We start from the raw sequence: 14,076 nt of genomic DNA on the forward strand, positions 1-14,076 counted from the left end.
ATCCGCATTAATGCGACGGGGTGTTTCAAGCCGGAAGTTTCCGGCCCTTCCCAAGGTCGATCCCATGAGCATGGAAATGAACAAGCCCGCCCCGCGTCCCGGTATTCTCGATATCTCCGCCTATGTGCCGGGCAAGGAGCATGCACCGGGCGTTGCGCGCGTGTTCAAGCTGTCCTCGAACGAGACGCCGCTTGGCGCCAGCCCGAGTGCCCTTGAGGCCTTCCGCAGTGCCGCCGGGCATCTGGAGCGCTATCCGGACGGACAGGCCAAGGAATTGCGCCAGGCAATCGCTGACGTGCATGGATTGAACGTCGCCAACATTCTTTGCGGCAACGGCTCGGACGAACTGCTCGGCCTGCTTTGCCACACCTATCTTGGTACCGGTGATGAAGGCATCATCACCGAGCATGGCTTCCTCGTCTACAAGATCCAGATGATGGCTGCGGGCGCGACGCCGGTTACAGTGAAGGAAAAGGATTGCACCGTCGATGTCGATGCGATCCTCGCGGCCGTGACCGAGAAGACGAAGATGGTCTTCATCGCCAATCCGGCCAACCCGACTGGCACCTATGTTCCCGTGAGCGAGATTCGCCGCCTCCAGGCAAGCTTGCCGAAGCATGTCATCCTCGTGCTCGACGCTGCCTATGCCGAATATGTTCGCCGCAACGATTATGAGGCCGGTCTCGAGCTCGTCTCCGGCAACCAGAATGTCGTGATGACGCGCACCTTTTCGAAGATCTACGGCCTGGCGGCGCTTCGCATCGGCTGGATGTACGGACCGGCCGATATTGTCGATGCTCTCAACCGCGTGCGCATGCCTTTCAACCTGAGCGGCGCCGCCATCGCTGCGGGTGCTGCTGCCATCCGCGACCAGGCTTTCACCGAGAAGGCTGTTGCGTACAACACGCTCTGGATCGAAAAGGTAACCTCTGCGCTCGAGGCCATCGGCCTCAAGGTGACGCCGTCGGTTGCGAATTTTGTTCTCGTTCATTTCCCCGACAGCGATGGTAAGCGCGCGACAGAGGCCGATGATTTCCTTACCAGCCGCGGCTACATCGTCCGGGCCGTGCGCGCCTATGGCTTCCCGAATTCACTGCGCATGAGCATCGGCACCGAAGAGGCCAATCTCGGCCTCATCGACACCCTGACCGAATTTATGGGGCGCAAGGCATGAGCACGATCCAGTTCGACCGTATCGCGCTGATCGGCATCGGCCTGATCGGCTCTTCCATCGCTCACGATATCAAGCGCCTCGGCCTTGCCAAGGAGGTGGTGGTTTCGACCCGCAGCACCGAGACGCTGAAGCGCGCCGAAGAGCTGAAGCTTGGCGACCGCTACACACCCTCCTCGGCCGAAGCGGTTAAGGATGCTGATCTCGTCATCGTCTCCGTGCCCGTGGGAGCCTCCGAGAGCGTTGCCAAGGAGATTTCGGCCCATCTGAAGCCGGGAGCTATCGTCACCGACGTCGGCTCCACCAAGGCGTCCGTCATCGCGCAGATGCAGCCGCATATGCCGGCCAACGTGCATTTCATTCCGGGCCATCCGCTTGCGGGTACGGAGAAATCCGGACCGGACGCCGGCTTTGCTGGGCTGTTCGAAGGGCGCTGGTGCATCTTCACGCCGGTTCCCGGCACCGATGAGGCCGCGATCGGGAAACTTCGCCAATTCTGGCAAACACTGGGCTCGCGCGTCGACGAAATGGATCCGGAGCATCACGATAAGGTGCTGGCGATCGTTTCGCATCTGCCGCATCTCATCGCCTACAATATCGTCGGCACCGCCGATGATCTGGAGACGGTGACCGAGTCGGAAGTCATCAAATATTCGGCCTCCGGCTTCCGCGATTTCACCCGTCTTGCCGCATCCGACCCGACTATGTGGCGCGATGTCTGCCTGCACAATCGCGATGCCATCCTGGAGATGCTGTCGCGCTTCTCCGAGGATTTGGCCTCGCTGCAGCGCGCCATCCGCTGGGGAGACGGCGACAAGATCTTCGAACTCTTCACCCGCACCCGCGCCATTCGTCGCTCGATCGTCGAGGCGGGCCAGGACGTCGACGTGCCTGATTTCGGCCGCCACGCGCTGGACACGAAGAAGTAGGCGCTCCGCTCGAAGGGAGGGTTGCCCATGATCATCAGAGACGGGCGCCCACAGGATCTTCCATGGCTGTCCAAGCATGATGACGTGAGTGAGGACTGGATCACGCGCTGTATCCAGTCCGCAGAATATCTGCTCGCCGAGCAGGATGATTTGCCGGTCGGCTTTCTGCGCTTCAGCCGCTTCTGGGGCAAGATACCCTATATGGACATGATCCGCGTGCTGCCGTCACACCGCCATTCCGGTGTCGGCACGGCATTGTTCCGGGCATGGGAGAGCGCGATGATCGTGCAAGGCGCTGAGGTCCTGATGACCTCCAGCGAGTGGGCCGAAGCCGAACCGCAGGCCTGGCATCGCCGCAACGGCTTTCGCGCCGCCGGCAGCATCGATTTCCGCGCGGTTCAGCCGAGCCCGGAGATATTCTTTCTGAAGGATATCTCCGGAGAGGATAAGCCGTAGCGCATCAGATCGGCGGGATTTTTCCGAGCGGAATGAAACCGCTGAGCGAGAGACGGCCGCGATCGGCTGTGAGGTCGACGGAGACCTTGTCGGCACCGCTTGCAAGAGCCTTCAGCATCTTGGTGGCTGTCTTGATGATGCTCTTGGCAGCCGGGAGCGTCGCCGTCAGGCTATCGCCCCAGGGTCCGATCTGGTTGATCTCCAGCTTGAACTGGCCGGACAAAAATCCATCACTGTCGAAGTTGAAGGGACCGGAGAGCGTCATGACACGACCGTCGCCGATATCGATGACGGCTTGGTGCAGCACGCCTGCGGCTCCGCGAAGACCTTCACGATCGCTGCCGTCGAGCAGGCCGGCCTTGCCTGTCAGCGTGACGCTGGCGCTCGTCGAGGCGGTCGGCAGCGTCTGCGGGAAATCCTTGATCACGGCGTTGGCGTTCTCGATGCCGATTGCGAAATCGAGATCGCTGCCATTCTGATTGGCGTGCATTTCGGTATGGGCGGCTGTCACGTTGGCGCTCTGGCCAGTGAAGGAGGAGACGATGCCTGCCTTCAGACCGTCGATGACAGTCTGGCTTTGCGCGACGCCGCGACCGTGGGCGACCAAGTTGGATTGCAGGTCCGTCCATTCGGCCGAGATCGTCAGGCCTTCGGTCGTCCGCAGCTCGGCCGGTGATTTCAGGTTCCAGGCGACGTGGTTGGGCTGGAAGACCGGCGCAGAGGCGCTCAGCGTGTCGAAGTTGGCCGAGACGCCCCGGGTCTGGTTATCGACCGTCACCGTGTCGCAGGTCAATCCGATGGAGAAGGGGAAGCCGCTGAAGGCCATGTTCTCGCATTTGCCGGCAATGCCGGCGCTATTTTGCTGGCCGAGCGCCTTCAATACGTTGGCTCTGACGAAGCCGGTCGCGTAATACCATCCTCCGGTATAGAGCGCGGCAAGGACTATCAACAGACCTAGCACGACGATCCAAAGACGTTTGCCTCGGCCGGTCGCTACGCTCTGGCTTGACGCTGCCATGTTGTTCTCCAATGGTTGGACTGAAAGTTCTCACACTGATTTGGCGTTGGATATGGACGAATTTTGGGTGTTTGGCTACGGATCGCTCATGTGGAATCCGGGCTTCGAGTATGAGGAAAAGGCCGAGGCGCTTGTTTTCGGCTACCGCCGTTCGCTTTGTGTGCATTCCTGGGTCCATCGCGGCAGCGAGGCGAGCCCCGGTCTGGTCCTTGGCCTCGATCGCGGCGGCTCCTGCCGCGGCATGGCGTTTCGCGTCTCGGCTGCGGCGTGGGATGAGGTCCTGTCCTATCTGCGCGAGCGCGAGCTTGTAACCAATGTCTATCTGGAGAGGACGACGGCCATCCGGCTCGCCGATGGGCGTCGGGTGACGGCGGTTGCCTATGTCGTCGATCGTGCCCACAGGCAATATGCCGGCGCGCTGGACGCCATTGACGCCGCCCATATCGTCGAATCCGCCAGTGGCCAATCCGGCCCGAACGACGCCTATGTCTTCAATACGCTGACGCATCTGCGCGACATGGGCATTCGCGATCATTGGCTGGAGCAGGTCGCGGGCGAGATCGACAGGATGCGGGAGGCATCCTGAGCCGACGCCTCCTGTGATGTTGCCGCAGGCAAGTCAAACCGCGGCGGCGACCTTTGCATCTCGGATTTCCGCCAGGCGCTTGGCTGCCGTCGGCGGAACGGGAAGATGCGGGTTCTGGGCGAAGGTCTCGACCAGCAATTCGTCGCTTGCCCTTTCCGTCTCCTCGATCAGTCGGGCGAAGAAGACATCCGGGTCCAAGCCCGGCTCGATCGGCGGCAGGATGCGGACCTTGAGGTGGCCCGGATATTTGCGGAAGGTGCGGCGCGGCCAGAACAGGCCTGGATGCATGGCAACCGCGACGACCGGGATATCGAGATCGCGATACATGCGGGCGATGCCGTATTTATAAACCGGCTCGGCGCCGGGCGGCCTGCGAGTACCCTCGGGATAGATGATGAGCTGGCGGCCGGTGGCGAGCTCTTCCTGGGTGCGTTTCAGCACGTCGAACATCACCTTGCCGCGTGCGCCGCGGTCCACCGGGATCATGCGCTGCTTTCCCGCGTACCAGCCGAACAGCGGGATCCACATCAGCTCGCGCTTCAGGATATAGACCGGATCGTCAAGGTAGGGCAGCAGCGCAAAGGTGTCCCAGAAGGATTGATGCTTTGGCGCGAAGATGTAGCTGCCCTTCGGGATATTCTCCAGGCCTTCGATCTCGAAGGTGGTGCCGACGATCTTCTCCATCAGCCAGGTGCTGGATTTGGCCCACGCCTTGGGGATCGCATAGGCGGCCTTGCGCGGCATCAGGAAATAGATCGGCGAGAGCACGATCATGCGAATGATGAGGTTGGCGTAGAAGACGATATTGAACAGGATCGAACGCAGGGTGATCATCAAGGCTTTCCCAACACGCCGGCTTTCGCCAGCATCAGAAGCCTTGCCTACACGATTACGCTGTCAATAAAAAGTCGGTCTGCGCGCGGCCATGCATCTCAGTCCGGATCGTCGCTCTGTTCCTGCGAGCGCAGGCCAACCGGGCGTCCCAAACCCGTGAGATTACGGGCACCGGCGAGAAGAACCTTGGCATATTCAGCAATCATCGTGCGCAGTGCATTCGGATCGGAGAACCAGTTCTTGGTCTTCAGGTCGGAATTGACTACCGGGTAGGGAATGAAGTCGGTGGACGGGTCGACATACTTCAATTCCGCCAGGCTGCGGGGCATATGGTAGTTGTTGGTCACAACCAGCACGCTCTTGTAGCCCCGGGCATGGATCCACTTCGCGGCTTCGCGGGCATTGCCGATCGTGTCGATGGCGTCATAGCCGATATCGACGCAGCAATTGAAGAGATTGACCGAGCTTTGCGTCAGCCTGCGGATCTGCGATGGGGTGGTGGTCGGATGCACGCCCGAGATCAGCAGCCGGTTGCCGGCGCCGGAGCGCAGCAATTCCACTGCCTGATCGATCCGCTGATAGCCGCCCGTCAGCACGACGATGCCATCCGCCTTTGGATCCAGCGGCGGTTTCAGCGTGGTGATCGAATCGGCAAAATGCAGGAAGCCGCCGAAAATGATGGCGACGAGGAATATGAAGCCAAAGCCGCCCCAGCGCAGGAGGCGCCGGAACAGGCTACGCCGCACGGGTCTATCGCTGCTGGATTGTTCTTCCAGCCGCTGCGAACTCACGGTCTTGCGAGTCGTCAGATCCATGCTCATGATTCGCTATTATACGACAATTGCGGCAAGCTACGGGCTGCCCAACGGCAAAAAATCATCACCACAGTGTCAATTCTGCACACTGTCCGACCTGCCGGGGTCGGAACGGATCAAATCGATCTCGTAGATCGTGCGCATGACGGTAAAACGTGCGGTAAGCGTGGTCAGCAGCGCGATGATGATCATGGTCGCGAGAATGCCGAGATAGCCGAGCGCGCCGACGGAAAACGTGCCGAAGAGGGCGGTCGCCTGGTCGGTCTGCGGCGTGGCGATCGTACGGCTCTGCAGGAGGCCGGCGCTGGCGAAGAACAGGGCGGCAAGCGCGCTGCCTGCTCCCGATCCCTTCAGGCTGATCTTCAGGAAATGCTTCTGAAACTCGGTGGCGACAAAGGTACTTTCGGCACCGACGAAATGCAGCACCTCGACGATGTGCCGATTGCCCGATAGTGCGCCGCGTGTAGCGAAGACTACGGTCAGCACCATCGCCGTGAACACCAGCAGCAGAATTCCCGTGCCGATAAGCACGGTGGTGTGCGCCATCGAAACGAGCCGGTCGACCCAGGTGCGATGGTCGTCCAGCGTCGCCTGCGGGATCTGCGCCTTGATCAGGCTGCGTATGGCCTCGAAATCCGGCGGATGCGTCTCGTCGATGGTGATGATGACGAGGCGCGGGACCGGCAATTCCTTGATATCGAGACCGGCGCCGAGCCAGGGCTCGAGAAGACGCGCCGTTGCCGCCTCATCGAGGATCTGGCCGGACTTGGTGCCGACGAAGCTGAGTGCGATATCACGGGCGCTGGTGAGCGCTTTCTCCATGTCCAGATTATCATCCGGCTTGATCTGGATGGTGATCTCGCGGGAAATCTGGCCTTCCCAACTTGCTGCCGTCGAGCGGACCATGCTGACCGCGCCGAGCGTGAGGCAGGCGAGAAAAGCCATGATGGCGATGACGACGATCAGCGCATTGCCCTGAATATTCGAGGAGGGCACGATCGGACCGGTCGGGCGCACGCGCATTTCCGGCCGCTTGCGCTCCGGCGGTGGTGCCGTGGGTGCCTGCGGGGCTTTGGCGTTCTGTGCGTTGCTGCGAGGGGCGGGCTTAGTCATAGATATCGAGATGCCCTCCCGACAGGATCATGCGCCTGGCTTCGATCTGGTCCATCAGGGCAAGGTCGTGCGTAGCGATGACGACGGCGGTGCCGAGGCGATTGAGCTCGAGGAACAGATTGAGCAGCCGGCGTGCCATTGGCGGATCGACATTGCCCGTCGGCTCGTCTGCAAGCAGGATTTCCGGGCGGTCGATGAGCGCGCGCGCAATGGCGGCGCGCTGCTTTTCGCCACCCGAGAGCACCGGCGGCAGCACGTTGATGCGCTCGCCCAGGCCGACCCATTTCAGCAGCTCCAGCACATCGGTGCGATAGGAGGTTTCGTCCTTGCCGCGCACGCGCAGCGGAAGGGCGACATTTTCATAGGTCGTCAGGTGATCGAGCAGCCGAAAATCCTGGAAGACGATGCCGACGCGGCGTCGCAGCAGAGGCAGCTCGTTGCGCGGGATCGAGGAAATCTCCCGATCGAACATGCGAATCAGCCCACGGGTCGGCTGCAGCGACATGAACAGCAGCCGCAGCAGCGTCGTCTTGCCGGCGCCGGAGGGACCGGTGAGGAACTGGAACGATTTTCGCGGAATGTCGAAGCTGAGGTCGCGGAGGATTTCCGGGCCTATGCCGTAACGCAAACCGACGTTCTCAAAATGAATCAACGGGCATCCAGTCTTCCGCGGGGTTCAATCAGGCGACTTGTTAACCAGCGGCGTTAACAGCCGGTAAATTTTCTGGAAAGGCGCCCCATTCATGGCGATCTTTGCGAAGCATTAACCATTAAAATTTACGACTGGGCAGGATTCGTTTCAATGCCCTCATTCGCAATGGGCGTCGAAACCATGTGGATCACCGAAACGGGAGGTCATCATGGGCGCTTTTCGCCACCGTCCGCAACAGGCGGGGCTGGTTTATGACCTCATTCCGCCCGAGCGCGGATCGGGTCCGGGCCAGGTGCACCATTTCACGCCGAAGCCTGACATCGTCGATGCGGAGTTCGTGACCGTTTCCGGCAGAAGCATCTCGGGCGCCAATATGCGCCATGGTGACCCTTTGCGAGCAAAGTTGCGGCCGCAGCCGGCGCGCAGGACCATGCTCTCGCGCACATTGGCTTTGCTGCGCTTTATCGAAGAGATTTTGCAGCAGGCCTCGCGCCGGAGTTTCGTGGCGCTCATCGTTTCGCTTGCGGTGCTGATCTTCGGTCTTTCCGGCGGTTTTTCCGGCCTGTCGGATACGACGGGCGAGATGGTTGGCGAGCCGCTGCAATTCGCGCATGTAACGCTGACGCCGCGCGACGAGAACGGGCTGCGTGTGCTGACATTGAATGGCATTATCGAGAATGTCAGCGGCGCGACGCTCTCAGTTCCGCCGATACGCGCCAATCTTTTTGCCGGCGATCAGCTGGTCAGAAGCGTTGTCGTGAATGTGCCGATCGATCGTCTCGCCCCGCATGAGAGCCGAGGGTTTTCGACGCGATTGCAGCATCCCGGCGGAAAAACACCGGATGTTCGCCTGACCTTCATGCCCTAAACGGTAATGCCGAAAGGTGTAGGTGGCCTTCGGGCGGCACCACACTCCAGCTATTTGATTCTAGCGCAGATTCAGATTTTAGGTGGATTGGGCCTAAAATCATCCGACTCTGGGGGGTGTGTCGGCTGTGCTGATTGTGCTAGGGGCTAGAGCTTGATCAGCGGACAAGTGCCGCAGCACAGCCATGGAGCATGCCAATCAATGCCTGTCGTACGCGGGAAAAATATCGAGCCGCTTTTCACTGCCGAGCAGATTGCCGAGCGTAACAAGGCTCTGGCGCAGCAGATTGCCAGCGGCCCGACGAAGGATCTCCTCGTCATTGCCATTCTCAAGGGCTCGTTCATTTTTGCAGCCGACTTGCTGCGCGCGCTGCATGACACCGGGCTTGCGCCGGAAGTCGAATTCATCACCTTGTCGAGCTACGGCGCCGGCACGACGTCTCAGGGGGTTCGCATCGTCAAGGACATCGACAGCGATGTGAGAGACCGCGACGTGCTGCTGGTAGACGATATTCTCGAATCCGGCCGTACCCTGCGTTTCGCCAAGGAACTGCTCTATGAGCGTGGCGCCCGCAACGTCTCGCTCGCGGTGCTGCTCGATAAGAGCGTCAAGCGCCAGGAAGAGCTGGAGGCCGATTATGTCGGCTTCGAATGCCCCGATTATTTCGTGGTCGGCTATGGCATGGATGTCGCCTATGCCTTCCGCGAGCTACCCTTTGTGGGCGTAGTCACGGGCGATGCTACCTGACGCAATTTCAGGAAAATGCGTGGCGGTCTCCCGCCCGTAATTGCGCAAAGACAATAATTCGGAGCGGTCAAGCGATGCCTTGAAACGCGCGACCGCTCCGGTGAATCTGAGTTAACGCGGGCAGCCGTCCTGGCTGTCCCATTCTGCTCCAGTGATGACGACTCATTAACCACGGAGCCTGATCGACCCTCCTCGTTTACCTATCGCAAACGGAATTCTGGTGATTTCGGTCGCGGAACATGACGGACCAGGAGCATAGGCCATGGCAAAAATTCTCATCACGGAAGACGAAGATTCGCTTCGCACCTTCGTCGCCCGCGCGTTGCGCCTGGACGGCCACGAGACCGAAGAGGCAGCTGATGGCGCCGAAGGTTTGGAAAAGCTGAAATTGGGCAGCTACGATCTGCTGCTGTCGGATATTCGCATGCCCGTCATGGACGGCATCGAGCTTGCGCATCAGGCTCATTCGACCTGCCCGGGAATGAAAATCCTGCTGATGACCGGCTATGCCGAGCAGCGCGAGCGGGCAGACGATCTGATGGAAAAGATCGTCGATGTCGTCGCCAAGCCTTTTGCTCTGCCTGACATCCGCAAGGCAGTCGCCCGCGCCCTGGCCGCCTGAACCGTCTCGTCGGCGCTACTGGCCCAGATTCAGCAGACGTTCCAGATAGCGCCGTTCCTCAGACAATGAGGGATTATTGCTCAACCGCTCGCGAATGGCATCGAGAATTTCACGAGCGCGCTGAGCATCAATGATCTTGGGTATCATATCGCTATCGGGATTATCCAGGGGACCGTTGTCATTACGCGGCCGGCCGAGTGGATCGCGGCCACCCTGACCGCCCGGACCCATTTGTCCCGGCATTTGCCCCTGGCCCTGGCCTTGTCCCTGCTGCTGCATCTGCGCCATGAGCTGGTTCATCATGTCGCGTGTGCCCTTGCGCAAGGCGTCAAGCGCGCGGCCCTGGCCCTGTACGGCGCCTTCGCCGTTGCCTTCGGTCAGCTGGCCTGCGGCACCCTTCATTTCCTGCTGGGCCTTGCCGTAATTCTGGTTCGGCTTCATGCCCATCGAGCCGAGGTTTTTCTGGAGCTCGCCGAGCTGCTTGGCTAGGTCGTCCTGCTGCTGGCGTAACTGCTTCAATGCGTCGCGCAGCTGATCGGCGGTCATGCCATCGGTGGGGTCGCTATCCTTCTTGCCCTGCTGGTTCTGGCCCTGATTTTTCTGGCCCATGTCGGGTCGGTTCTGGTCGCCGAGGTTGGGCAGCGGCTGATCCATCAGGCCGTCGCCATCCTCGTTGGAATCGCCGCGCTGCATGCGATCACGCATGGCCTGGTCGAACTTGAAGGTCTGGTCCATGAGCTTCTGCTGATCGCGCATGATGCGGCCGAGCTTGTCCATCTGCTCGCGCATCTTGTCATTTGCCTGGTTCTGCTGCTGTCCGGGCTGGGGCTTGCCGGCCTGAAGGCTGTTCATCAGATCCTGCAATTGGGAAAGCATCTGCTGCGCCGCCTGTCGATTGCCGGAGCGCGCAAGATTTTCGATCTGGTCCATCATCCGCTGCAAGTCCTGCTGACGCAGAATATTGGCGGAGCGCTGGTTGGGCTGGGCCGGCATGTTGCGCATGCGTTCGGCCAGCTCTTTCATATAGGCATCCATCGCCTTGCGCAGCTCGGCCGTCAGCTTCTTGATTTCCTCATCCGAGGCGTTGCGCTGCAGCGCGTCGGAAAGCTTCTGCTGTGCATCCTTCAGGGCCTTCTCGGCGTCGGTCAGCTGGGCATCTTCCATGCCGAGCGCGATCTGCCAGAGATAGTCGGCGGTGTCCTTCAATGCGGCATTGCTGCTGGCAAGTTTCATCCGCGTCAGCGCCGATTTGATCGCCAGATAATTGCCGAGATCGGGAATGGTTTCTTCCGGCCGGATGGTCAGCGATTTGTTGAGCTCTATCGCCTCGGGCATCTTGCGCGTATCGAGCGCGAAGACCTGGCGCTCCTCGGCGACGGCGGCTGCCAGCGGCTGGCTGAAATTACGGGGCGGCAGAACCATCTCATAGGGCGCGCTGCGCCCGGTCTGCCCGGCTCCGTCCTTGGCGACCAGGGTGATGCGCACCCGCTTGCCGGCAAGCGGATCCTGCGTCAGGTCATGGCTTCCGAGACCCTTGCCATTGCGGCGGTCGCGGCGCGGAATGTCCAGCTTGTATTCCGGCAGGCCGTAGAGCGGCGTCGCGGCCGGATCGGAATCGACGGGCACGATCTCGGCGTGGGCTTCCTCGACGCCGTAATCATCCTTGACCCTAAAGCCGAGCTCCAGTGCGCCGCTGGCATTGGCATGCGGAATGCCGTCAAAGCTGATTTCCGGCGGCTTGTCGACCACGACATTGAAGGACCAGGACTTGCCGTTGACGGTGAGTGCTCCGCCCTTTTCGAGCTTCAGCACATGCGTGCGGGCTATCATGCCATCGGCTGCAGGTGGGGTGGCGTTGCCTGGTGCCACCGGCGGCGCTGCAGCAGGCTTACTGCCGGCCGGTGTGGCCTGCTGATCGGCATCGGCGACTTGTTCGGGAACTTCGACGCCCTTGTCGGCACCAGCTGCCTGGAATAGCACCTTCTCATCGGCCGAGGCGCCGGTGACGCGCACGGTAAGCTCGGAGAATTGCGGTACGTTGAGATTATCGCTGGCATTGGCGACGTTGCCGGTGAGATAGACCGGTGGCTCGCCGGTATAATAGGGCGGTGTGACCCAGGCGTCGACACGGACATCCGGATTGCTCGAGCCGGAGGCGGATACGGTGAAGACATCGCTCAGAGAGCCGCCGCCATTCGACATCGAGAAACTGAAGGCCGTTACCAGCAGCAATGCCGGAATAGCACGCAGGGCGAAACGGTCGTAACGTGCGATATCCGGCCGCGGGAGGCCCGCATCCAGCGCGGCAATACGTTCCGCCATGCGGGTCTGGTGCTCGCGCCAGAGTGCACGGGCAAAGGGCGTCTCGAGCGCCGGCTCATCTTCCTGCACCGTGACTGGCTGGTGGGCGAGGCCATTGCGCTCTTCCAGCAGCCGATCCGCCTCGCTGATATCGGGCCAGCGCAGACGGCGCAGCGGATAGAGGGAGACGGCAAAACCGACGACGAAGACGGCGAGCATCAAGAGGCGCAGGATATCCGGTGCGACGCGGAAAATGCCGAACCATGCAGCAGACAGGAACAGGGCGAGAATGGATGCCGGCAACAGCAGCCGGGGCAGAAGCTGTTCGGAAACCAGCACGAACCGTGCAAAGAGACGCTTGACCGCAACCATGCGCGCCAGCGCCGGACGGGTGGCGAAAGCGCCCTTCTTGGGGTTGCTGGGGCTGGTCATCGGTCCGGTTTTCTCCCGATCTGACGTTGATGGCTATTTGCCCGTTGGAAATTGGCCGGATGTCCCACACATCCAAGCTCGCGGCGCCCGGCGAGACACCAATTCAGCAAAGATAACATTCTTTGTGGCGAAGACGAGGGCAAGCCGCGCCAAAGCCTGTTTTTTCATCGGACTTCGCTGAAACGTGATCGCTTGGCAGCGGTGGACAGGATTGTCCTTCCGCGCGCAGATTCGAGCGCGAAGCCGACTATCCTTCGAGCCAGGCGGGAAGCGAATCCAGCGCGATCAGCTCCTCATAGGTGCCGCGCGGACGGATGACGTGGAATTTGCCGCCCTTGACCAGCACTTCTGGAACCAGAAGCCGGCTGTTGTAGGTGCCGGCTTGCACGGCGCCATAGGCGCCGCCGGAGCTGACGGCGAGAAGATCGCCGGGCTTCGGCATCGCCATGTCGCGGTCGAGCGCCAGATAATCACCGGTCTCGCAGACGGGGCCGACGACATCCGCCTTGATGCGCTTGATATCGCCGGCTGCAACGACAACCGGGCGGATCTCATGATAGGCTTCATAAAGCGTCGGGCGGATCAGGTCGTTCATGGCGCCGTCGACGATGACGAAGCTCTTGTCACCGGCATCCTTCACATAGATCACTTCCGTCACCAGAATGCCGGCATTGCCGACGATCAGCCGGCCCGGCTCGGTGACGATCTTGCAATTGAGGCCGCGCAGCTGGTTCTTGACGATCTCGGCATAGGCATCGGGCAAGGGCGGCGGGTTGTTGTCGTCGCGATAGGGGATGCCGAGGCCGCCGCCGATATCGACGTGATGGATATGGTGGCCGTCGCCACGCAGCGTTTCCACCAAATCGCGCAGCAGCTTGAAGGCATCGTCGAAAGGCTGCAGCTCGGTGATCTGGCTGCCGATATGCATGTCGATGCCGGTGGCGCTGATGCCGGGCAGGCTCGCAGCTCGGGCATAAACGGCGCGGGCGCGCTGCCAGGAAATGCCGAACTTGTTTTCCTTCTTGCCGGTCGAAATCTTCGCATGGGTGCGGGCATCGACATCAGGGTTGATGCGGAAGGAAACCGGCGCCACCTTGCCGGCGCGGACGGCGCGCTGGTTTAAAACTTCCAGCTCGGGCTCGGATTCGACGTTGAAACAGTAGATGCCGGCTTCGAGCGCCACATCCATTTCCTGCGCGGTCTTGCCGACGCCGGAGAACATGATGCGGCTTGCCGGAATTCCGGCCGCCAATGCGCGGCGCAGCTCGCCGACGGAAACGACGTCGACACCGGCGCCGAGGCGGCCGAGCGTCTTCAATACCGCCTGATTGGAATTGGCCTTCATGGCGTAGCAAACCATGGCGTCTACGTCGCTAAAGGCTTCCGAGAAGACGCGATAGTGGCGTTCCAGCGTTGCCGTCGAATAGACGTAGAACGGGGTGCCGACCGCCTTGGCGATCTCGGGAACCGGCACATCCTCCGCATAGAGGATGCCGTCGCGATACTGAAAATGGTTCACGGCCGATGCCTAA

Annotated in this window: 14 protein-coding genes; 7 read left to right on the forward strand and 7 right to left on the reverse strand. The window is 61.0% G+C overall.

The genetic code is table 11. From position 1 onward, the window contains the following. The first annotated feature begins 64 nt into the window (after positions 1–64). The 3 genes from hisC to ACQZ6F_RS21150 are packed head-to-tail and all read left to right on the forward strand — an operon-like array spanning position 65 to position 2,556. Positions 65–1,174 carry a histidinol-phosphate transaminase gene (gene hisC, locus ACQZ6F_RS21140; protein WP_449093758.1) on the forward strand — a complete coding sequence of 370 codons (1,110 nt, stop codon included), beginning with the start codon at positions 65–67 and terminating at the stop codon, positions 1,172–1,174. Continuing rightward, the gene (locus tag ACQZ6F_RS21145) at positions 1,171–2,100 is read left to right on the forward strand and encodes a prephenate/arogenate dehydrogenase family protein (RefSeq protein ID WP_449093757.1); all 930 of its coding nucleotides are present in this window, start codon (positions 1,171–1,173) and stop codon (positions 2,098–2,100) included. The genes hisC and ACQZ6F_RS21145 overlap by 4 nt, the downstream gene beginning before the upstream one ends. Positions 2,101–2,127: 27 nt before the next feature. Beyond that, a complete protein-coding gene (locus ACQZ6F_RS21150) occupies positions 2,128–2,556 on the forward strand; it encodes a GNAT family N-acetyltransferase (RefSeq protein ID WP_449093756.1) in 429 nt (142 codons plus the stop codon). A 4-nt stretch (positions 2,557–2,560) separates the two neighbouring features. Here the strand turns inward: ACQZ6F_RS21150 and ACQZ6F_RS21155 are convergent, their stop codons facing one another. Beyond that, entirely contained in the window at positions 2,561–3,574 is a 1,014-nt protein-coding gene (locus ACQZ6F_RS21155; protein WP_077471753.1) for a DUF2125 domain-containing protein, read from the reverse strand. Positions 3,575–3,626: 52 nt separating this feature from the next. Here ACQZ6F_RS21155 and ACQZ6F_RS21160 point away from each other — a divergent pair, with 52 nt between their 5' ends. Next, positions 3,627–4,160, forward strand: a complete 534-nt coding sequence (locus ACQZ6F_RS21160) for a gamma-glutamylcyclotransferase (protein WP_449093755.1) — start codon at positions 3,627–3,629, stop codon at positions 4,158–4,160. A gap of 33 nt (positions 4,161–4,193) precedes the next feature. Here the strand turns inward: ACQZ6F_RS21160 and ACQZ6F_RS21165 are convergent, their stop codons facing one another. The 4 genes from ACQZ6F_RS21165 to ftsE all read right to left on the reverse strand — a co-directional run bounded on the left by ACQZ6F_RS21165 (position 4,194) and on the right by ftsE (position 7,574). Then, positions 4,194–4,994: a lysophospholipid acyltransferase family protein gene (locus ACQZ6F_RS21165; protein WP_449093754.1), complete on the reverse strand. Its 801-nt coding sequence runs from the start codon at positions 4,992–4,994 to the stop codon at positions 4,194–4,196. A 98-nt stretch (positions 4,995–5,092) separates the two neighbouring features. After that, positions 5,093–5,815 carry a YdcF family protein gene (locus tag ACQZ6F_RS21170; protein ID WP_449093753.1) on the reverse strand — a complete coding sequence of 241 codons (723 nt, stop codon included), beginning with the start codon at positions 5,813–5,815 and terminating at the stop codon, positions 5,093–5,095. A gap of 69 nt (positions 5,816–5,884) precedes the next feature. Further along, entirely contained in the window at positions 5,885–6,922 is a 1,038-nt protein-coding gene (locus ACQZ6F_RS21175) for a cell division protein FtsX (RefSeq protein WP_449093752.1), read from the reverse strand. Beyond that, a complete protein-coding gene (gene ftsE / locus ACQZ6F_RS21180) occupies positions 6,915–7,574 on the reverse strand; it encodes a cell division ATP-binding protein FtsE (protein WP_449093751.1) in 660 nt (219 codons plus the stop codon). Before ftsE ends, ACQZ6F_RS21175 begins: the two co-directional genes overlap by 8 nt. Positions 7,575–7,782: 208 nt before the next feature. Between ftsE and ACQZ6F_RS21185 the strand changes: the two genes are divergently transcribed. From ACQZ6F_RS21185 to ACQZ6F_RS21195, 3 genes are all read left to right on the forward strand, one after another. After that, entirely contained in the window at positions 7,783–8,442 is a 660-nt protein-coding gene (locus ACQZ6F_RS21185; protein ID WP_449093750.1) for an FxLYD domain-containing protein, read from the forward strand. Between the two features lie 201 nt (positions 8,443–8,643). Continuing rightward, entirely contained in the window at positions 8,644–9,189 is a 546-nt protein-coding gene (gene hpt, locus ACQZ6F_RS21190; protein WP_068389122.1) for a hypoxanthine phosphoribosyltransferase, read from the forward strand. A gap of 262 nt (positions 9,190–9,451) precedes the next feature. Continuing rightward, positions 9,452–9,811 (forward strand): response regulator, encoded by a 360-nt coding sequence (locus ACQZ6F_RS21195; RefSeq protein ID WP_068389128.1) that lies wholly within the window; start codon positions 9,452–9,454, stop codon positions 9,809–9,811. Between the two features lie 15 nt (positions 9,812–9,826). Here ACQZ6F_RS21195 and ACQZ6F_RS21200 read toward each other — a convergent pair whose 3' ends face one another. Together ACQZ6F_RS21200 and lysA are read right to left on the reverse strand one after the other, a co-directional pair. Further along, positions 9,827–12,544, reverse strand: coding sequence for a TIGR02302 family protein (locus ACQZ6F_RS21200; protein ID WP_449093749.1), 2,718 nt, complete (start codon positions 12,542–12,544; stop codon positions 9,827–9,829). 247 nt (positions 12,545–12,791) lie between these two features. Then, on the reverse strand, positions 12,792–14,063 hold the full coding sequence (gene lysA, locus ACQZ6F_RS21205; protein WP_449093748.1) for a diaminopimelate decarboxylase: 1,272 nt from the start codon (positions 14,061–14,063) through the stop codon (positions 12,792–12,794). Positions 14,064–14,076: the final 13 nt, after the last annotated feature.

Source organism: Rhizobium sp. A22-96 (genome assembly GCF_053521805.1).

Bases quoted from the DNA above. Each gene is read 5' to 3' on its own strand.
- hpt (WP_068389122.1), top strand. From the start codon at position 8,644: ATGCCTGTCGTACGCGGGAAAAATATCGAGCCGCTTTTCACTGCCGAG.
- ACQZ6F_RS21195 (WP_068389128.1), top strand. From the start codon at position 9,452: ATGGCAAAAATTCTCATCACGGAAGACGAAGATTCGCTTCGCACCTTC.
- ACQZ6F_RS21200 (WP_449093749.1), bottom strand. From the start codon at position 12,544: ATGACCAGCCCCAGCAACCCCAAGAAGGGCGCTTTCGCCACCCGTCCG.
- hisC (WP_449093758.1), top strand. From the start codon at position 65: ATGAGCATGGAAATGAACAAGCCCGCCCCGCGTCCCGGTATTCTCGAT.
- ACQZ6F_RS21160 (WP_449093755.1), top strand. From the start codon at position 3,627: ATGGACGAATTTTGGGTGTTTGGCTACGGATCGCTCATGTGGAATCCG.
- ACQZ6F_RS21150 (WP_449093756.1), top strand. From the start codon at position 2,128: ATGATCATCAGAGACGGGCGCCCACAGGATCTTCCATGGCTGTCCAAG.
- ACQZ6F_RS21155 (WP_077471753.1), bottom strand. From the start codon at position 3,574: ATGGCAGCGTCAAGCCAGAGCGTAGCGACCGGCCGAGGCAAACGTCTT.
- ACQZ6F_RS21145 (WP_449093757.1), top strand. From the start codon at position 1,171: ATGAGCACGATCCAGTTCGACCGTATCGCGCTGATCGGCATCGGCCTG.
- ACQZ6F_RS21185 (WP_449093750.1), top strand. From the start codon at position 7,783: ATGGGCGCTTTTCGCCACCGTCCGCAACAGGCGGGGCTGGTTTATGAC.
- ACQZ6F_RS21170 (WP_449093753.1), bottom strand. From the start codon at position 5,815: ATGAGCATGGATCTGACGACTCGCAAGACCGTGAGTTCGCAGCGGCTG.
- ACQZ6F_RS21165 (WP_449093754.1), bottom strand. From the start codon at position 4,994: ATGATCACCCTGCGTTCGATCCTGTTCAATATCGTCTTCTACGCCAAC.
- ACQZ6F_RS21175 (WP_449093752.1), bottom strand. From the start codon at position 6,922: ATGACTAAGCCCGCCCCTCGCAGCAACGCACAGAACGCCAAAGCCCCG.